The 19,737-nt window shown below is 64.6% G+C and carries 13 protein-coding genes and 2 pseudogenes; 13 read left to right on the top strand and 2 right to left on the bottom strand.

Annotated features, from left to right (window positions below):
• The first annotated feature begins 135 nt into the window (after positions 1-135).
• Positions 136-710: pseudogene (locus tag C7W88_RS17875) on the top strand (hypothetical protein).
• Positions 711-748: 38 nt separating this feature from the next.
• On the top strand, positions 749-2,518 hold the full coding sequence (locus tag C7W88_RS17870) for an SLC13 family permease (protein WP_118074945.1): 1,770 nt from the start codon (positions 749-751) through the stop codon (positions 2,516-2,518).
• Positions 2,519-2,577: 59 nt separating this feature from the next.
• Here C7W88_RS17870 and C7W88_RS17865 read toward each other — a convergent pair whose 3' ends face one another.
• The gene (locus C7W88_RS17865) at positions 2,578-2,829 is read right to left on the bottom strand and encodes a hypothetical protein (protein WP_118074944.1); all 252 of its coding nucleotides are present in this window, start codon (positions 2,827-2,829) and stop codon (positions 2,578-2,580) included.
• 429 nt (positions 2,830-3,258) lie between these two features.
• On the opposite strand from C7W88_RS17865, the gene C7W88_RS17860 reads away from it, so the two are divergent.
• From C7W88_RS17860 to cobA, 10 genes and pseudogenes are all read left to right on the top strand, one after another.
• A complete protein-coding gene (locus C7W88_RS17860; RefSeq protein WP_118075845.1) occupies positions 3,259-3,837 on the top strand; it encodes an ANTAR domain-containing response regulator in 579 nt (192 codons plus the stop codon).
• Positions 3,837-5,056: pseudogene (locus C7W88_RS17855) on the top strand (ABC transporter substrate-binding protein). Before C7W88_RS17860 ends, C7W88_RS17855 begins: the two are co-directional and overlap by 1 nt.
• Positions 5,057-5,274: 218 nt before the next feature.
• Positions 5,275-6,654 carry a CmpA/NrtA family ABC transporter substrate-binding protein gene (locus C7W88_RS17850; RefSeq protein WP_206065856.1) on the top strand — a complete coding sequence of 460 codons (1,380 nt, stop codon included), beginning with the start codon at positions 5,275-5,277 and terminating at the stop codon, positions 6,652-6,654.
• Between the two features lie 117 nt (positions 6,655-6,771).
• On the top strand, positions 6,772-7,692 hold the full coding sequence (locus C7W88_RS17845) for an ABC transporter permease (RefSeq protein WP_370073272.1): 921 nt from the start codon (positions 6,772-6,774) through the stop codon (positions 7,690-7,692).
• Positions 7,693-7,706: 14 nt separating this feature from the next.
• Complete coding sequence (locus C7W88_RS17840) at positions 7,707-9,386, top strand: ABC transporter ATP-binding protein (protein WP_118074943.1); 1,680 nt, start codon at positions 7,707-7,709, stop codon at positions 9,384-9,386.
• 219 nt (positions 9,387-9,605) lie between these two features.
• Positions 9,606-10,706 carry an alginate export family protein gene (locus C7W88_RS17835; RefSeq protein WP_240345073.1) on the top strand — a complete coding sequence of 367 codons (1,101 nt, stop codon included), beginning with the start codon at positions 9,606-9,608 and terminating at the stop codon, positions 10,704-10,706.
• A 234-nt stretch (positions 10,707-10,940) separates the two neighbouring features.
• The gene (gene nirB / locus C7W88_RS17830; protein ID WP_118074942.1) at positions 10,941-13,421 is read left to right on the top strand and encodes a nitrite reductase large subunit NirB; all 2,481 of its coding nucleotides are present in this window, start codon (positions 10,941-10,943) and stop codon (positions 13,419-13,421) included.
• Complete coding sequence (nirD, locus tag C7W88_RS17825; RefSeq protein WP_118074941.1) at positions 13,418-13,759, top strand: nitrite reductase small subunit NirD; 342 nt, start codon at positions 13,418-13,420, stop codon at positions 13,757-13,759. The genes nirB and nirD overlap by 4 nt, the downstream gene beginning before the upstream one ends.
• Positions 13,756-16,266: a molybdopterin-dependent oxidoreductase gene (locus C7W88_RS17820; RefSeq protein ID WP_118074940.1), complete on the top strand. Its 2,511-nt coding sequence runs from the start codon at positions 13,756-13,758 to the stop codon at positions 16,264-16,266. The genes nirD and C7W88_RS17820 overlap by 4 nt, the downstream gene beginning before the upstream one ends.
• Positions 16,263-17,039, top strand: a complete 777-nt coding sequence (cobA, locus tag C7W88_RS17815; protein WP_118074939.1) for a uroporphyrinogen-III C-methyltransferase — start codon at positions 16,263-16,265, stop codon at positions 17,037-17,039. The genes C7W88_RS17820 and cobA overlap by 4 nt, the downstream gene beginning before the upstream one ends.
• Here the strand turns inward: cobA and C7W88_RS17810 are convergent, their stop codons facing one another.
• Complete coding sequence (locus tag C7W88_RS17810; protein WP_118074938.1) at positions 17,040-18,224, bottom strand: acyl-CoA dehydrogenase; 1,185 nt, start codon at positions 18,222-18,224, stop codon at positions 17,040-17,042.
• A 154-nt stretch (positions 18,225-18,378) separates the two neighbouring features.
• Here C7W88_RS17810 and C7W88_RS17805 point away from each other — a divergent pair, with 154 nt between their 5' ends.
• Complete coding sequence (locus C7W88_RS17805) at positions 18,379-19,563, top strand: aminotransferase (RefSeq protein WP_118074937.1); 1,185 nt, start codon at positions 18,379-18,381, stop codon at positions 19,561-19,563.
• Positions 19,564-19,737 lie beyond the last annotated feature (174 nt).

The following is a 19,737-nucleotide window of genomic DNA, read 5'->3' as shown; positions in this document are numbered from 1 at the left end:
GCTGAAGCCAAAGGTTAGCTTGTGACACTTTGCCTTCGGGTAAAGTGTCGCACGGGACAAATGTTGGAATTCGGCAGCGCCAGACTCCGCCGGGGATTCACAGGAGTCATGTTATGTGCTTTGTTGAATCCCTGAATGTTCCAGACTGCCATTCTCCCCGGCCCGTCTTCCCATGGCGCGATGTCTTCCCTGCTGAACTGCCTTTCGCAGGCCAGTTCGAGGCCACGCTATGCGTTCATGGTGCTGAGCCTGATCGCCGAGGTTGCCGACGAGAAGGGTGAGGCCGGGCCGTTCGTCCGGCGCGGCCGGCAGGCTTTCACCTTACGGGACTGGTTGTGCGACAGCCTTGCCCGATGGGTGCGCGAGATCCTCGCCGTGTGGCGCTGACCGAACGGGTGCGCTCTGACCTGATCCTCGAGGACCGCATGCCCGAAGACCTGGAACACGCGGCGCAAGTAATCGAGGATGAAGTTCGTGCGCGCGTTCGGGCTTCGGGCAAGAGCAACCTCAGCCGCGCGGTTTCGGAACTGGTCGGTGCGGGCCTGCTGCGCCGCTATTACAAGGGCTATGCCATCGACCACGAAAACCGCGGCGGGCAGCGCCACGCCGTCTATGTCCTGCAGGGGAAGGCGCGCTGCCTGCTGCCGCAAGTCCGCCCCGTGCCAGCCCAGCGGCGCAGCGGAGCGGTTCAGGGCGAGCTGCGCTTCTGATCTGGAACCTGAATATCGTTTAAGCGTTGGGTACAGCAATGACGCAGCCCCAATGGCTTTCACTGGCCACCCTTGGCGGGATGATGGCCCTGTTTCTGTGGGGACGCTTCCGATACGACGTTACCGCAGTGATCGCGCTGTTGTTTGCGGTGGCGATAGGCGTGGTATCACCGGATGCGGCGTTCACCGGCTTTTCCGATGACATCGTTGTGATTGTCGGCTCGGCGCTGGTTCTATCGGCCGCAGTGCAGCGATCGGGCATGATCGAGCGATTGCTGCAATCGCTGGCACAGCGCATCCGCAAGCCGCAGCGGCAGATGCTGGTGCTCTCGGCGGCGGTGGGGCTATCCTCGGGCTTCATCAAGAACGTCGGCGCGCTGGCCATGCTCATGCCGGGAGCGGTGCAGATGGCGCGTCGCAACAAGGCCTCGCCGTCGCTCTATCTCATGCCGATGGCCTTTGCCTCGCTGCTGGGCGGACTGACCACGCTTATCGGCACATCGCCGAACATCATCGTCAGCCGCGTGCGCGAGGAGATGACGGGCGAACCGTTCCGCATGTTCGACTACCTGCCGACCGGCATCGCGCTCCTGGCGGTTGGCCTGATATTCCTTTCGGTGGGCTGGCGCCTGCTGCCCACCGACCGGCATGCGGCGCAGGGCATGTCGGAAGCGATCAACATCTCTGCCTATGTCATCGAGGCTACGGTCACGACGGGATCGCCTGTCGCGGGCTTGACCGTTTCCGAATTTGTCGAACGGCACGAGGGCGAGGTCGAAGTTGCCGGCCTGCTGCGCGGCGACATGCGCGGCGAGGTTTCGCCGGATACGCATATCGGTGAAGGCGATGTCCTGATCCTCAGCGGCGAGCCCAACCTGCTCGAACAGGTCATCGGCGCCGACCGACTGACGCTTGCGGGTGACGACGAAGATGGAGATGGCCGCAAACCGGATGGCATCGGTGTAATCGAGGCCGTCGTTCATGCCGATTCCGGGCTCATCGGGCGCACTGCCGGGCGTTTGCAGATGCGCGAACGGCTGGGCATCAACCTGCTGGCCATCTCGCGCGAGGGTGAGACTATCGCCAACAAGCCCGGCAATACCGTGCTGCAGGCGGGCGATGTGATCGTTCTGCAAGGGCCGCTCGATACCTTGCCGGCGCGCCTTGCCGAAATGGGTGCGCTGCCGCTGGCTGAGCGCAAGATCGGGCTTGGGTCAAAGCGTACCCGGTGGCTGCCACTGGCAATCCTGGCCGCAGCCATGGTTGCGGCAGGGACCGGGTTCGTGCCGGCCGCGCTGGCGTTCTTTGCCGCTGCGGGGCTGACCGTGATCACCGGCGCGCTGCCTGCGGACGAGGCGTACAAGGCCATCGAATGGCCGATCCTCATCATGCTGGCCGCGCTGATTCCGGTCAGCGCATCGCTGCAAACGACCGGGGCTTCCGATGTGATTGCCACGTTGCTTGCCGATTTTGCCGTGAAGCTTCCTGCATGGGGCGCGGTTGCGCTGATCTTGGTTGCGGCCATGGCAGTGACGCCATTCCTCAACAATGCCGCGACGGTGCTGGTCATGGCCCCGATTGCCGGGGTATTCGCCCAGCAGCTCCACTACCGCCCCGAGGCTTTCCTGATCGCGACTGCGGTGGGCGCAGGCTGCGATTTCCTCACGCCCATCGGACACCAGTGCAATACGCTCGTGCTGGGGCCGGGGGGATACAGGTTTGGCGACTATGCCCGGCTTGGCGCGCCGCTATCGCTGCTGGTGGTGCTGATCGGCACGCCGCTGATCCTGTGGTTCTGGCCATTATAGCTCGATAAGGCCCCCGCCAGACCGGGCGGGGGCCTCTTTTCGGCTTCGGTTGGTGGTGTTCAGGCAGCGCCTCCGCTCTTGTAGCGGTTGAAGGCAGCATTCTCGCTTGCCCGGTCACGGGCGCGGGAGAGGCCGGGCGTGTCGGGGAAACCCTTCTTCGGGCCGACGTCGGTTCTCAATTGCGGCTTGGCGGCGGTGCTGGCGTAGACCTTGCCATTGTCTGGCCGTGTGCCGGCAAATGCCGGCGCCGCCAGCAGCAATGCTCCTGCGCCAGCGGTCAGGATCGTGGATATTGTTCCGGTCTTTCGCATGTCGACCTCCTTAGACTTCCGTCCTTGCGTGGACTTGGGACAGCGAGAGCCGACGGCGGCCGCGACACCTGCGGCAACCGGACGATGCGTGTCCTGTAGTGATGACTCTCGCTCGCCCTGGCAGCGTTTCTGCCTGGGGCGAGTGAACGGTCGAGCCTTGGCGATTAATGCCTAATTAATTGTTTTTACGAACCTTTCACCTCGTCGCGCCCTTGGTTCGCGTCGGCATTCCTCCAGCGTTGTGCGGTGCAACATAGGCGACGGATCGTGTCAAAAGACATAGCCGACATGGTGCATCTGAGGAACGTTCGGGGCGATTACGCAGGGCATGTGCGCGCTCGATTCGGAGACCGGCCTTGGGCCGACGAGGTTCGCGCCGTTCCAGAAATGCCTTGAAACTGCGCCGCCCTCCGCGCACTAGGCGTGGCCATGCGGATTGCCATCGTTGATGAAAGTGCCAGCCGTGCCGCGGTGATCCGCGAAGGGCTGGCCACGCTGGAAGACTGCGAGATCTTCGTGGTTACCGAGCGGCGCGGGCTGGTGGCCAGCATCGGCGAGATCGCGCCCGACATCGTGCTGATGGACCTAGGCAATCCCTCGCGCGACGTGCTGGAGGAATACTTCGCGGTCAGCCGCGTGCTTGGCCGCCCCATCGCGATGTTTGTCGATGAAAGCGACGAGGAATCGATCGCGGCCTCGGTCGATGCCGGGGTTTCGTCTTATGTCGTTGATGGCCTGGCACCGCACCGCATCAGGCCGATCCTCGATCTTGCCGTGCGCCGCTTCAACGCCTTTGCCCGGCTGGAGGCTGACCTGGCTGAAGCCAAGGGCAAGTTGGCCGAGCGCGAAGTGGTCGACAAGGCCAAGCGCATCCTGATGGATAGCCGCGGGTTTTCCGAACCGCAGGCCTATTCCGAACTGCGCAAGACGGCGATGAATCAGGGCAAGCGCATTGCCGACATTGCCGAAGCGGTGGTTACGGCACAGCAGCTGATGGGAGGGAAGTGATGGCATCCGCAGCCGCATCGGGTGAATTGACCATCGGCTTCCTGCCGCTGGTGGACGCCTGCCTGCCGGTCCTCGCGCGTGAGCATGGCTTTGCCGAGGCGGAAGGCCTGTCGCTGCGGCTGGTGCGCGACATGAGCTGGGCGACGGTGCTTGACCGGCTGCTCTATGGCCACAGCGATGCCGCGCACATGGTTGCCCCGCTGGCAATCGCGACCACGCTTGGGCGCGGGCGGCCGGCTCAGCCGCTGTCTGTGCCCTTTGTGCTGGGGCTGAACGGCAATGCTATCACGATGCGGCCCGATCTGGCCAAAGCGGTGAACCCCGGCGGAGGGCTGGGTGACCCGGCAACCGTGGGCGCGGCGTTGAAAGCGCATGTTGCGGCAACGGGGCGCAAGCTGCGCTTTGGCGTGGTGCATCGCTATTCCAGCCACAACTACATGCTGCGGTACTGGCTGGCGGCCTGCGGCGTGCAACCTGACGTGGACGTTGAAATCACCACTGTCGCCCCGCCGTTCTGCGCAGACGCGCTGGAGCATGGCGAGGTCGACGCGATCTGCGTGGGCGAGCCGTGGAACAGCGTGGCCGTGGAACGCGGCGCCGGGGAGATCGTGCTGGTCACGGCGCAGATCTGGCGGCGCGGCGTGGAGAAGGTCCTGGCCTTCCGTGAGCGGGTGATGGACGAGCGCCGCAGCGAGGCGGAGGCACTGGTCCGCGCCCTGCGCAAGGCGGGCGAGCACTTCGTCGATCCGGAGAACCTTGAAGGCAATGCGGCGATTTTGGCACGGCCCGAGTACCTCGATGGTGATGCCACGCTGATCGGCCGCGCGATTTCCGACCGGCTGCTTCTGGCACAGGGGGGCGAGCTGCTGCACTACCCTGATTTCATGTTCCAGCATCGCGAGGCGGCGAACTTCCCGTGGGTCAGCCAGGCCGAGTGGCTCTACAGCCAGATGGTGCGGTGGGATGGGCTTACCTTTGATCCGGCTGACGCGGCCAAGGCGGCGCGCGTATTCCGTCCGGATGTATATCGCAGCGCACTACTGGGTACGGGTGAGCCCTTGCCGGGGCCAGCTCAAAGGTTGAAGGCAGCCTGCACAAGCCCACTTCGGTGAGCATGCAGCAAGGCATTATAACACTGGAAAACAACAGCTTCTTTGATGGAAAGCCATTCGATCCGGAACTGCTGGAATCCTACATCGAAAGCCAGCATCGGAGTTAAAGTTTCGCTGCGGTGCAAAAAAGGCTTGCCCAAGAGCAGGCGAATCACATAGCTTTGCATCCAGGCCGAAACGGTGCTGCCCAAGGACGGGCGGCGTTGATCCGGACGGCCTTAAGGTTTTCATCGCGTGGCAACGTCGCCGCCCAGACCTCCCTCATCGGGATGCGTTCGGGCGGCTTTTTCGTGTTTGCCACGCCGCTTCTGAGGGGTGGTCTAATATGGTCGGACTGGGCAGGTTCAATCGGCGGGGCATGATCGCGGCGCTGTTGGCGGGCGTGGCCGTGGCAAGCTGCGGCAAGGGCGGGGATGCGCCAGAAAAGCCCGCCGCTTCGGCCAATGGCATCGAAAAGCCTGTGCTGAAGCTCGGCTTCATCAAGCTGACCGACATGGCCCCGCTCGCCATTGCGCAGGAAAAGGGCTTCTTTCGCGAAGAGGGGCTGAGCGTGACGCTCGAGCCTCAAGCGAACTGGAAGGTGCTCCTCGACGGCGTAGTCGGCGGGCAACTGGATGGGGCGCACATGCTGGCGGGCCAGCCGATTGCCGCAGCTGCAGGCATCGGAGGCAAGGCCAAGCTGATCGCGCCGATAAGTCTCGATCTCAACGGCAATGCCATCACCATCTCGAACAAGGTCTGGGGCGAGATCGCGGGCAGTCTGCCCAAGAGCCCTGACGGCAAGGTCCAGCATCCTGTCTCCGCGTCGGTGCTCAAGGGCAAGAACCTGAAGTTCGGAATGGTCTTCCCGTTCAGCCCGCACAATTACGAGCTGCGCTATTGGCTGGCGGCAGGCGGCATCCAGCCCGGCTATTATCTGCCCGGCGACACGGCGGGCACCACGGGTGCGCAAGTCCAGATTTCGGTGACGCCGCCGCCCCAGATGCCTTCGACGCTCGAGGCCGGGACCATCGACGGCTATTCGGTGGGCGAACCGTGGAACCAGGCCGCCGTGAAAAAGAAGATCGGCGTTCCGGTGATCACGGACGAGGAAATCTTCAAGGGCAATCCGGAAAAGGTCTTCGGTCTGACCGAGGAGTTTGCGGCCAAGAACCCCAACACGGTCAAGGCGCTGCTGCGCGCGATCATCAAGGCCCAGCAATGGCTTGATGCAGACGGCGGCAAGAACCGCGCCGAGGCGGTCAAGATCCTGTCGATGTCGCAGTATGTCGGCGCTGACCCAGAAGTGATCGGGGCCAGCATGATCGGCAAGTTCACTTTCGCGCCGGGCGACACGCGCGACGCACCTGACTTCAACGTCTTCTTCAACCAGTTTGCCGGATACCCGTACTATTCGGACGCGGTATGGACGCTGACGCAGATGCGTCGCTGGGGCCAGATCCCGACCGACAAGCCCGACCAGTGGTACTTTGACACCGCCAAGGCGGTCTATCGCCCCGATCTCTACCTCGCCGCGGCGCAGGACCTGGCCGAGAAGGGCACGATCCCCAAGGACGCGATTCCGCAAACCGATGGCTACAAGCCCGAACAGTCCGGCTTCATCGACGGCGTGACGTTCAACGGCAAGCAGCCCAACGCCTACCTCGCCAAGTTCACCATCGGCCTGAAGCAGGGCCAGACGGTGACCCCGGCAGGCGTGAAGTAAACCAGGAGCACTTACGATGAACGCGGTCGCATTGCGCAAGGACGAATTCGTCGGCACCGAAGCGGAAGTGATGGAGGGGGCGCTGCCCTCCTCCCGCAAACGGCACCGGAGACTACTGTGGAAGTTGCTGCGAAGCCGGAAAAGGCGCTGCCGTTCGGGATCAAGATTCCCTTGGGCCGCGCCGCGCTCGATGCGCTCTGGCCTCCACTGGCGGGGATCGGCGGCTTCCTCGCGCTTTGGGCGATGCTGGCGCCGCTGGTACAGACATCGCTCGGTACACTCCCTGGGCCGGGCGATGTCTGGTCGGCCTTTGGCGGCCTGCTCGACGAAGCCGCCGCCTCGCGCGTAGCCGCCGCCGAAGCCGTGGCCGCGGGCTATGCCTATACCGGCCCGCCGACCTTCATCGACCAGATCTTCACCAGCCTCGAGACGGTGGCGGCAGGCTTTGTGCTGGCGACGTTGTTGGCCGTGCCGCTCGGACTTGTCGCGGGCATGTCGAAGCGGGTCAACGCCGCGATCAATCCGCTGGTGCAGGTGATGCGCCCGGTCAGCCCGCTGGCGTGGCTGCCGATCGTGACAATGGTGGTCTCGGCATCGGTCACCAGCGACGATCCGACGCTGGCCAAGAGCTTCATCATTTCGGCCGTGGTCGTCATGCTGTGCTCGCTCTGGCCGACGCTGATCAATACCGCCATCGGCACGGCCAGCATCGACAAGGACCTGATCGCGGTGGGCCGCGTGCTGCGCCTCGGCTGGTTTGCCAAGCTCACCCGCCTCGTCCTGCCCTCGTCGCTGCCCTATATCTTCACCGGCATGCGCCTGTCGCTTGGCACGGGCTGGATGGTGCTGATCGCGGCGGAAATGCTCGCGCAGAACCCCGGCCTCGGCAAGTTCGTGTGGGACGAGTTCCAGAATGGGTCCGAGAAGTCGCTGGCGCGCATCATGGTGGCGGTGGTGGTGATCGGCCTGATCGGCTTCGCCCTCGACCGCGTGATGATGGCGCTGCAATCCTTCGTCAGCCGCAACCGCACCGTCTGAGAAAGGGACGCACCATGGCCACGATCCTTTCCCTGAAAGACGTCCGCAAGAGCTACACCGGCAAGACCGGCGGCGTGAGCGAAGTCCTCGGCGGCATCGATCTGGATGTCGAGGAAGGTGAATTCATCGCGATCCTCGGCTTCTCGGGCGCCGGCAAGACGACGCTGATCTCCTCGATCGCTGGCCTCGTCGAACCCGATGCGGGCGAGATCCTGCTGCACGGGCAGGCGATTGACGGGCCGGACAAGGATCGCGGCCTCGTCTTCCAGTCCTATTCGCTGTTCCCCTGGCTGACGGTCGAACAGAATGTCGCGCTGGCGGTGGATGCGGTGCACAAGGACCGCAGCAAGGAGCAGCGCGCGGCGCTCGTGAAGCAGAAGGTCGAACTGGTCGGCCTCGGCCATGCCATGGACCGCAAGCCCGCACAGCTTTCGGGCGGAATGCGCCAGCGCGTCTCGGTCGCCCGCGCGCTGGCGATGGAGCCGGAAATCCTGCTGCTGGACGAGCCGCTTTCGGCGCTCGATGCGCTGACCCGCGCCAAGCTGCAGGACGAGATCGACCGTATCCGCGAGGAAGAAAAGCGCACGATCATCCTCGTCACCAACGACGTCGACGAGGCGCTGCTGCTGGCGGATCGAGTGGCCGTGCTTACGCCCGCTCCGGCGGCAAGAATCGGGAAAATCTTCCCGGTGACTCTGCCGCGCCCCCGCGACCGCGAAGCGGTAAACGACAGCGTCGAATTCCAGAAGCTGCGCACCGAAATCGTCAGTTACCTTGGCGGGCTTGCGGGCGAGAAGGCCGCGCAGGGCACTGATTTCGGGCATTTGCCGAATGTCCTGCCCCTGGACCTGGCGCCGCCGCCCAAGGCCTATCAAGATGCGGCCAAGAAGGGCGCGACGCGGCGCTACATGGAGTTCTGGAAACTCCACAAGGTCTACCCGACGCCAAAGGGGCCGCTCACCGTGGTCGAGGATTTCAACCTGATGATGGACAAGGGCGAGTTCATCTCGCTGATCGGCCATTCGGGTTGCGGCAAGTCCACCGTGCTGACCATGGCGGCCGGGCTGAACGAGATCAGCAAGGGCGGCATAATCCTCGACAACCGCGAGATCGACGTGGCGGGGCCGGACAAGGCAGTCGTGTTCCAGGCGCCGAGCCTGATGCCGTGGCTGACCGCGCGGCAGAACGTGGCGCTGGGGGTGGAGCGGGTCTATCCGCACGCTACACGTTCGGAACGGCGCGAGATCATCGACTATTACCTTGAGCGCGTCGGCCTTGCCGATGCCAAGGACAAGATGGCGGCGGAGATGTCCAACGGCATGCGCCAGCGTGTCGGCATTGCCCGCGCCTTCGCCCTGTCGCCGCGCCTGCTGCTGCTGGACGAGCCCTTCGGCATGCTCGACAGCCTGACCCGCTGGGACCTGCAGGACGTGCTGGTCGAAGTGTGGAACCGCACCAAGGTGACGGCGATCATGGTCACGCACGATGTCGACGAGGCGATCCTGCTGGCAGACCGTGTGGTGATGATGACCAATGGGCCCAACGCTACCATCGGCAAGGTCCTCAAGGTCGATCTGCCGCGCCCGCGCGATCGCAAGGCGCTGCTCAAGCACCCGGACTTTTACGCCTACCGCCAGGAAGTGCTGCGCTTCCTTGCGGAATACGATCACGGGCCAAAGGTCCACGCCGCCTGAGGCGCGGTTGATTTCGAGAGGATGCCTGAACGGCCTTCTTTGAGGGGTTCAGGAGGGAAACATGAAAAAGACTGCATTCGCGGCGACGCTGTTCGCGTCGTCGATCGCCTTCGCACATCCGGCGTACGCGGCGGGCAAGCCCGCGTTCGGCGATCCGGTGCCGGTGGGGAGGGGCTGACGCTCGACCCGATTATCGATGCGCGCATTCGCTACGAGGGTGTGGACCAGCCGACGGTCGACGCCGATGCGCTGACCGTGCGCCTGCGCACCGGTGTCGAGCTGAAGCACGCGCCATCGCACCTTTCCGTCCTGGTCGAGGCCGAAGGCACGCTCGGTCTGAACAACGAATACAATGCCTTCCCGTTTGCCCTGCCCGGCAGTGCGCAGCGGCGCCCGCAGTATGCCGTGGTCGCCGATGGCGAGAGCATCGACCTCAATCGCGCGCAGATCATGTACAAGGTGAAGGACTTTGCGCTGACCGTGGGCCGCCAGCGCATCAACCTCGATGACCAGCGCTTCGTGGGCTCGGTTGCCTGGCGGCAGAACGAGCAGACCTTCGATGCGGTGCGCGCCGAAGCCACGCTTGGCCCGGTCAGCCTCGATGCGACTTATGCGATCCAGCAGGATTCGATCTTCGGATCCGAAGCCGGGCCGCGCCGCGCGATGGACGGGGACTTCGTGTTCGTGCAGGCGGGCGTGAAGGCCGGCCCCCTGCAGGTGAAGGGCTTTTCCTATATCCTCGATTACGACGAAGCCTTCGCCTTCGCCAACTCCTCGCAGACATATGGCGGGCGCATCTCCGGCACCGTCCCGCTGTCGAAAGCGGTCAAGCTCAACGTGCTGGCGAGCTATGCGCGGCAGATGGACATTGGCCGCAACCCGGTGAATTACGAGGCTGATTTCATGGTCGGCGAGCTGGGGTTGGCGTACCAGGGCTTCACCCTGACCGGCGGCTACGAGAAGCTGGGCGCGGACAAGTCCGCCGGCAAGGCATTCCAGACGCCACTCGCCACGCTGCACAAGTTCAACGGCTGGGCCGACCTGTTCCTGACCACGCCGGGCAATGGTCTTGAGGACACTTACCTCACGCTGGCCAAGGTCTTCCCCAAGGTGAAGGCCGTGCAGGGCCTCAACGCCAACGTCACATATCACGAGTTTCACAGCGACATCGGCAACGTGAAATTCGGCACCGAATGGGACGCGAGCCTGGGCTTCAGGACGGAAAAGGTCGGCTGGCTGGTCAAGTATGCCAACTACAATGCCGACAAGTTCGGCGTGGATCGCCAGATCCTGTGGTTGCAGGCCGAGGTGGCGTTCTGACACTGGCGTGCTGCACTGCAAAATAACCCTTGCAGTGCAGCCCCCGAATCGGTTAGCCAAGTAAGCGAAGGCCGCAGTGCCGCCCAAGGACGGGCGATCCAGCGCAAGGCCGAACAGATCAACATCGCGTGGCAACGTCGCCGCCCAGACCTCCCAATCGGGATGTGTTCGGGCGGCTTTTTTGTGTTCACGCGTCTGCGAAGGAACGTTTGCGTGAACGCCCCTGCTACCCTGATGGAAAAGGACCGGACTGCGCCCGTGAAGGAGCGGCTGGTGGTGATTGGCAACGGCATGGCCGGGTGCCGCGCCGTCGAGGAGATCCTTGCCCGCGATCCTGCGCGCTTCGACGTGACGATCTTCGGCGCGGAACCGCGGGTGAACTACAACCGCATCATGCTCTCGCCGGTCCTTGCAGGCGAAAAGGCATTCGAGGACATCGTCATCAACGGTGACGACTGGTACGCCGACAACGGCATCACGCTGGTTTCCGGCGATCCGGTCGTCTCGATCGACCGCGCAACACAGACGGTCGTGGCCAAGTCCGGCCGGGTCGAACCCTACGACCGGCTTTTGATCGCCACCGGCTCCGATCCGTTCATCATCCCGGTGCCCGGCAAGGATCTGGCGGGTGTGGTCACGTTCCGCGACCTGGATGACGTCGACAAGATGTTGGCTGCCGCCGAAAGGGGCGGTTCAGCCGTGGTGATCGGCGGTGGCCTGCTCGGGCTGGAGGCAGCGCATGGCCTCTCGCTGCGCGGCATGAAGGTCACCGTCGTTCACTTGATGCCGACGCTGATGGAGCGCCAACTTGATGAAGCGGCCGGTTACCTGCTCAAGACCGAACTGGAACGCCGCGGCCAGACCATCGTGACCGGTGGCGATACCGCCGAGATCATCGGCAAGGACGGCCATGTTGCCGGGGTGAAGCTCAAGGACGGGCGCGAGTTTGCGGCTGACATCGTGGTCATGGCGGTCGGCATCCGTCCGGCGACCGGCCTCGCCAAGGCAGCGGGCCTGAATGTCGAGCGCGGCGTGGTGGTTGACGACCACATGATCACCAGCGACCCCGCGATCATGGCGGTGGGCGAATGCGTGCAGCACCGCGGGGCCTGCTATGGCCTGGTCGTGCCGCTGTGGGACATGTGCCGCGCGCTGGCCGATGCAGCCTGCGAAATGCCCAGCGGATATGGAGGTTCAGTAACCTCGACCAAGCTCAAGGTTTCTGGAATCGACCTGTTTTCTGCAGGTGACTTTTCGGGCGGAGATGGCGCGGAGGACATCGTCATGCGCGATGCCGCGCGCGGGCTCTACAAGCGCGTTGTCGTAAAGGGCAACAAGCTCGTCGGCGCGGTGCTTTATGGCGATACCGCCGATGGCAACTGGTACTTCGACCTGCTGAAGAAGGGCGAGGACATTTCCGATATCCGCGAGGCGCTGATCTTCGGTCAGGCCTTTTCCAGCGGAGGCGCCCCGCTGGACCCTAATGCCGCCGTTGCAGCCCTTTCGGACGACGCAGAAATCTGCGGCTGCAACGGCGTTTCCAAGGGCAAGGTCATCGAGACCATCAACGCAGGCGCGTGCAGCCTCGATGCCGTGCGCAGCACCTGCAAGGCTTCGGCCTCTTGCGGGTCCTGCACCGGCCTCGTCGAAAGTCTGCTGGCGATCACATTGGGCGGTGAAGTTCAGTCGGGTCCGAAGACGTTGTGCAAGTGCACCAGCTTCAGCCACGATGATGTCCGCCGCCTGATTATCGAGAAGAGCCTCAAGGCCATCCCGCAGGTGATGCAGGAGCTGCACTGGACCACGCCCGATGGCTGCTCCTCGTGCCGCCCGGCGCTGAATTACTACCTGCTCTGCGCCTGGCCGGGGGAATACGAGGACGACCAGAAGAGCCGCTTCGTCAACGAACGCCTCCACGCCAATATCCAGAAGGACGGCACCTATTCGGTCGTCCCGCGCATGTGGGGTGGCCTCACCAACCCGCGCGAGTTGCGCGCGATTGCCGATGTGGTGGAAAAGTACAACGCGCCGATGGTCAAGGTCACCGGCGGCCAGCGGCTCGACATCTTCGGGATCAGGAAAGAGGATTTGCCCGCCGTCTGGGCCGATCTCAATGCCGCCGGGATGGTCTCGGGCCACGCCTATGGCAAGTCCCTGCGCACGGTGAAGACTTGCGTCGGCAGCGAATGGTGTCGCTTCGGCACGCAGGATTCCACCGGCCTCGGCGTAAAGCTGGAGCGCATGACCTGGGGTTCGTGGATGCCGCACAAGTTCAAGATCGCCGTATCGGGCTGCCCGCGCAATTGCGCCGAGGCCACGATCAAGGACTTCGGCGTGGTCTGCGTCGACTCAGGCTACGAACTTCACGTAGGCGGCAATGGCGGGATCAAGGTCCGCGCCACCGACCTCCTGTGCAAGGTGACGACCGAGGCAGAGGCGATGGATGTCTGCGCCGCCTTCATCCAGCTCTACCGCGAACAGGCGCACTACCTTGAACGCACTGCCCCGTGGATCGAGCGGGTGGGCCTCGACCATGTGAAGTCGGGCCTGTTCGACGATCCCGACAGCGTCAAGCGCCTCGCCGCGAGGTTCCGCTATTCGCAGACTTTCTGTCAGGACGACCCCTGGGCCGAGCGCGTGGCGGGCAAGGATGCCGACCTGCACCAGCACCTTGCCGAAGTGCGCCCCCTTTCGATCACGGAGTTCGCAGCATGATCGGCGAATGGCTCGACATCGGTCACGTTGACCAGATCACCCCCGGCACCGCACGCACGCTGCCGGTGGTGGGATCGGACGAGATTGCGGTGTTCCGCACGCTCAAGAACGAGTTCTACGCGCTGGTGAACAAGTGCCCGCACAAGCAGGGGCCGCTGTCACAGGGCATCGTCCACGGCAATGTCGTCACCTGCCCGCTGCACAACTGGAACATTTCGCTCAAGACCGGAGAGGCGCTGGGCGAGGATAAGGGGTGCGTACCCACAGTGCCGATGAAGGTCGATGCCGGGCGCATGTACCTGCTGCGCTCGGCCGTGGTCGGGAAGCGCGCCGCTTGAAGCAGGTTCGCACCACCTGCGCCTATTGCGGCGTCGGCTGCGGCATTCGCGCCGAGGTGACGGGGGAGCGCGCGGTCACGATCAAGGGCGACCGCGAGCATCCCGCCAACTTCGGCAGGCTCTGTTCCAAGGGCACGCATCTGGGCGAGACGGTTGGGCTGGAAGGGCGCCTGCTGCATCCGATGATCGGCAATGCCCGCGCCGGGTGGGACGAAGCGCTCCACCAAGTTGCCGCCAGGATGCGCGATTGCATCGAACGCCATGGGCCTGACAGCGTGGCGCTTTACGTCTCCGGCCAGCTGCTGACCGAGGACTACTATGTCGCCAACAAGCTGATGAAGGGCTTCGTCGGCAGCGCCAACATCGACACCAACAGCCGCCTGTGCATGGCCAGCGCCGTCGCCGCGCACAACCGCGCCTTCGGCGAGGACGTGGTGCCGGTCACCTACGATGATCTCGACGAAGCGGACCTGATCCTGCTTGTCGGCTCGAACACGGCATGGTGCCACCCGGTGATCTGGCAGAGGATCGAGGCTGCGCGGGAGGCGCGGGGCACGAAGATCGTGGTGATCGATCCGCGCCGCACCGAAACTGCCGAACAGGCCGATCTTCACGTGCCGGTTCAGCCGGATGGCGACGTAGCGCTGTTCAACGCGTTGCTGGCGGAGATGGATCGGCGCGGCCTTGCCGATCCGGTCCCGGCCATGGGCGACCATGGCGTCCCGCCCGAAACCTTCGACGCACTGGCCGATCTTGTCGCCGCGCACCCGTGCATGGTCACGGTGTTCTCGATGGGCGCAAACCAGTCGGTTGCCGGGACCGACAAGGGCAACGCGATCATCAACCTGCACCTCGCCTTGGGCCGGATCAATGCGCCGGGCATGGGGCCGTTCTCGATGACAGGGCAGCCCAACGCCATGGGCGGGCGCGAGGTGGGCGGGCTGGCCAATATGCTGGCCTGCCATCTCGGCTTTTCCGAAAACGAACTGTCCGATGCCGCCGCGTTCTGGCAGGCTCCGCGCATGTGCAGCGGCCCCGGGCTCAAGGCCGTGGACCTGTTCCGCGCCGTGCACGATGGCCGCGTCAAGTTCCTGTGGGTGATGGCCACCAATCCCGCCGTTTCGATGCCCGATGCCGGCTTCGTGCGCGAAGCCTTGGCCAAGTGCGAGACGCTGGTCGTATCGGACGTGATCGCCGATACAGATACGGCACGGCTCGCCCACATCCGCCTGCCCGCGCTGGCCTGGGGCGAGAAGGACGGCACCGTCACCAATTCCGAACGACGTGTAAGCCGCCAGCGCGCTCTGTTTGCCGCGCCGGGTGAGGCGAGGGCCGATTGGGCGATCATTGCCGACGTTGCCCAGGCCATGGGCTTTGCTGGATTTGCCTGGCCCAACGCCGCCGCCGTGTTCCGCGAATACGCCGCGATGACTGCGCTTTCGGTAAAGCACGGCAAGGTTCTCGACCTGACTGCGCATGCCGGGATTGCCGACGCAGACTATGAAGCGCTTGAGCCGTTCAACTGGGGCGGACGCCATCCGCTGCAGGGCCGCGAGATGAAGATCGTGCCGGTAGAGCCGCGCACTCGCGCCGCTGAACCCCGGTTCCCGCTGCGCCTCAACACCGGGCGCTATCGCGACCAGTGGCACACGATGACGCGCACCGGGCTTTCGCCGACGCTGGCCCAGCACCGCCGCGAACCGCTGCTGGAAGTGCATCCTGCCGATGCTGCTGCGGCAGGCATTGCCGATGGCGCGCTTGCCCGCGTGGTCTCGGCATCGGGCAGTTCGGTGTTCCGCGTGGGCGTGACCGATGCGCAGGGTCGGGGCCAGATCTTCGTGCCGATGCACTGGACCGATGCCATGGCCAGCGGCGGGCGCGGCAACCTCCTTCCGGATCAATCGGTCGATCCGGTGTCGGGCCAGCCTGGCTTCAAGAACAATGCCTGCCGGATCGAACCGGTCAGCAGCGAATGGCGCGGATTTCTCGTCCGCCGTGAACCGATCGCGCCCGAAGGCCTTGTTTGGTGGAGCCGATCGGCGATCGCTGGCGGTTGGCTCTATGAGCTTGCCGGCAATGGCGCTGTCGATGCCGATGCCCTGTTGCCCGCCGGCAATCGCAGCGAGGCGGTCGATCTGGCGCGGGGCATGCGCCGTCTTGCCGTGGTCGATGGCAGCGGTGCGATGGCCGGAGCGCTGTTCATCACCCGCACCGGGCAATTGCCGCCGCGTGAGTGGATCGCGGCGCAACTGGGTTCGAGCGGTGCTCTCCTGCCCGAACTGCTGGCCGCGCGGCCCAGCGCGCCTGCGCCGGATCGCGGCCCGGTGGTCTGCGTCTGCCATGGCATCGGCACAAACCGGATTCTCGCCGAGGCAGAGCAGGGCGCGGTGACCGTGACGGAAGTGGGCAGGGCCTGTGGCGCGGGGACCAACTGCGGTTCGTGCCGCCCGGCCATCGCCCGGCTGCTGCGCGAATGGAACGAGACATGCGAGGAGGCAGCGCAATGAGCGATTTTCCAGCGGGTTCGGTGTGGCTCGTCGGTGCCGGTCCGGGCGATCCCGAACTGCTTACGCGCAAGGCGGAGCGGCTGATTGCAACGGCCAGCATGATCTTCCACGATGCGCTGGTTTCCCCCGGAGTTTTGGCGCTGGCCGCACCGGGTGCGAGCCTGGTCCATGTCGGCAAACGCTCGGGGCGGCATTCCAAGGCGCAGGAGACGATCGACAGCCTGATCGTGGAAGCCGCGCTGGCGGGGCACCGCGTCGTCCGCCTCAAAGGTGGGGACCCGGCGATATTCGGCCGGGCGACTGAAGAGCTTCACGCCTGCCGCGCGGCGGGCGTGGCGGTGCAGATCTGTCCCGGCGTGACTGCCGCCAGTGGCGCTGCGGCCAGCCTCGGGGCCTCGCTCACCCTGCGCGGCCTCGCTCGCAAGCTGACTTTCGTGACTGCGCATGTCCGCGCGGGCGAAGCCCTTTCGCTCGATTGGGCCTCGCTGGCCGATCCCGAAGCGACGCTGGCGGTCTATATGGGCAAGTCCTCGGCCGGCGCGGTGTCACGCGGGCTGATCGAGGCCGGGCTTCCCGGCGATACACCGGTTGCATTGGTTGAGGCGGCCAGCCTTCCCGAAGAGCGCCAGTTCCACACGCGGCTCGATCTGCTGCCGCTGGTGGCGCGCACGGCGCTTGGCGATGGCCCGGCGCTGCTACTGATCGGTCAGGCCATGGCGCGGCGCGATGGCGTGACCGCCACAAGCAGCGCCGCGTTCACGCTGACCTCGTGATCAGAACGCCGCGATCCCGGTGATCGCGCGGCCCAGGATCAGCGCGTGGACATCGTGCGTGCCCTCGTAGGTGTTCACCGTTTCGAGGTTCACCATGTGACGGATCACCTGATATTCGCCGGAGATGCCATTGCCGCCGTGCATGTCGCGCGCCATGCGGGCGATGTCGAGCGCCTTGCCGACGTTGTTGCGCTTGACGATGGAGATCATTTCGGGCGCGAACCTGCCCGCGTCCATAAGGCGGCCGACCTGCAGCGAGGCGTGAAGGCCCAGCGTGATTTCCGTCAGCATGTCGGCCAGCTTCTTCTGGTAAAGCTGCGTCCCCGCCAGCGGGCGGCCGAACTGATGGCGATCAAGCCCGTATTGCCGCGCTGCGTGGTAGCAGAACTCCGCTGCGCCCAGCGCCCCCCATGAGATGCCATAGCGCGCACGGTTGAGGCAGCCGAACGGTCCTTTCAGGCCCTGCACGTTTGGCAGCAGCGCCTCTTCGGGGACGAAGACATCGTCCATCACGATCATCCCCGTGATCGAGGCGCGCAAGCTGACCTTGTTCTCGATCTTCGGCGCTGACAGGCCTTTCATGCCCTTTTCCAGCACGAAGCCGCGGATGCCGCCGCCATGCGCCTCGCTCTTGGCCCAGACGACGAAGACATCGGCAATCGGTGCGTTGGAAATCCAGGTCTTTGCGCCGTTCAGCACATAGCCTCCATCGACCTTCCGGGCTACCGTGCGCATCCCGCCCGGGTCAGACCCCGCGTCAGGCTCGGTCAGCCCGAAGCAGCCGATCCATTCGCCGGTGGCCAGCTTTGGCAGATACTTGCGCCGTTGGTCCTCCGAGCCGTACTCGAAGATCGGAAACATCACGAGGCTGGACTGCACGCTCATCATCGAGCGGTAGCCGGAATCGATCCGCTCCACCTCGCGCGCGACGAGGCCATAGGACACGTAACCGGCGTTGGCGCAGCCGTAGTCCTCGGGCAGGGTCACGCCAAGCAGGCCCTGGCTACCCATCTCGCGGAAAATCTCGGGATCGGTATGCTCGTTGGCGAATGCATCGATGACGCGCGGGGCAAGGCGGTCTTGCGCGAAGCTGCGTGCGGCATCGCGGATCATCCGTTCATCGTCGGTCAGCAGGCTGTCCAGCCCCAATGCATCTTCCCAATCGAACGGTACCATGCCTGCCATTGCGTGCTCTCCGAATGCGCTCTGCCCGAATGGGCTTTGTGGCGCGGGTGATTGCACCTGAAATCAGTTCACTTCAACCACCCAAATGTCCACGCGTCGCGGATTGTCAGGAGCCATTGCAAGCAGGGCTCGCTGCTGGCTAGGCTGGTAGGCGATGACCGAACCGCAATCGCACCTGCACCCGATCTATGCCGAAATGCCGGTGACCATCTTCGAGCATATGTCCGGCCTTGCCCGCGATCTGGGCGCGATCAATCTGGGGCAGGGGTTTCCCGACGGGCCTCCGCCGGCCGAGTTGCTGCGCGCATTGTCCCATGCCTCGCTGGAGAAATCGCATCAGTATCCGCCAATGGCCGGGCTGCCTGAACTGCGCAACGCGGTGGCAGCCTTCTATGCGCGCACGCAAGGCCTTGATCTTGCGCCGGAAAGCGTCGTGGTGACTTCAGGCGCGACCGAGGCGGTGGCTTCGGCCATCCTGGCGGTGGTTGCGCCCGGTGACGAGGTTCTGCTGTTCGCGCCCGCCTATGATGCCTATGCGCCGCTGGTCCGCCGCGCAGGGGGCACGCCGGTGTTTGTCGCGCTCAAGCCGCCAGTCTGGGCGTTCGACGCCGCCACGATCGCCGCGGCGATCACGCCCCGGACGCGGGCGATTGTCCTCAACGATCCGCTCAACCCCACCGGAACGGTGGCGTCACCCGCTGACCTTGCCATGCTGGCGGGCCTGTGCGTCGCGCATGATCTTTTCGCGATCTGCGACGAGGTCTGGGAGAACGTGCGCTTCGATGGCCGGGCGCATGCGTCGCTTTTGGCCCAGCCGGGCATGGTACAGCGGGCGGTGAAGATCGGCTCTGCGGGCAAGATCTTTGGCGCAACCGGGTGGAAGGTAGGCTGGATCGTGGGCGCCCCCGAAGTGGCTGCGGTGGTCGGCCGCGCGCATCAGTTCCTGACTTTCACCACCCCGCCGATGCTACAATGGGCCGTGGCCGAAGCGCTTTCCGATCCGGCGATCGCACAGGGCTGCCTTGCGCAATGGTCGGTCACGCGAGACCGGCTGATCGCAGGCTTGAAGCAGCAGGGTTTCTGCGTGCTGGACAACGTGGCGACGTGGTTCACCTGCATCGACCTGCCAGCTTCGGGCATAGCGCTGGTTGACCGGACGTTCAGCGAAAGGGCCGTGCGTGAAGCGGGCGTTGCCTCGATCCCCATCTCGGCGCTGTGGGAAGGGGACGGACGGCCCGATCACATCGTCAGGCTGTGCCATTGCAAGAACGCGGCGATGCTCGACGATGCGGTGGATCGGCTCGGCCGGTGGCGGACGGAATTGCGCCGGGCCTCATAACCGTGAATCCGCAGGGCGTTTGCAATTCTCCATAAGCGAGAGTGATGGTTTAGAACTGACATATTGATTATTCGGAGGACAGAGCTTCAGCTAGATCATTCGGGGAAAGTGGAGAGAGACCTCGGATGTACCCGTTCAATAGTGATCGCAAGTTCGTTCAAAATCGTTGGTACA

Origin of the sequence: Novosphingobium sp. THN1 (assembly GCF_003454795.1) — a bacterium.
In the GTDB taxonomy this organism is placed as follows: domain Bacteria; phylum Pseudomonadota; class Alphaproteobacteria; order Sphingomonadales; family Sphingomonadaceae; genus Novosphingobium.
This window is presented reverse-complemented; position numbering and strand designations above follow the sequence as displayed.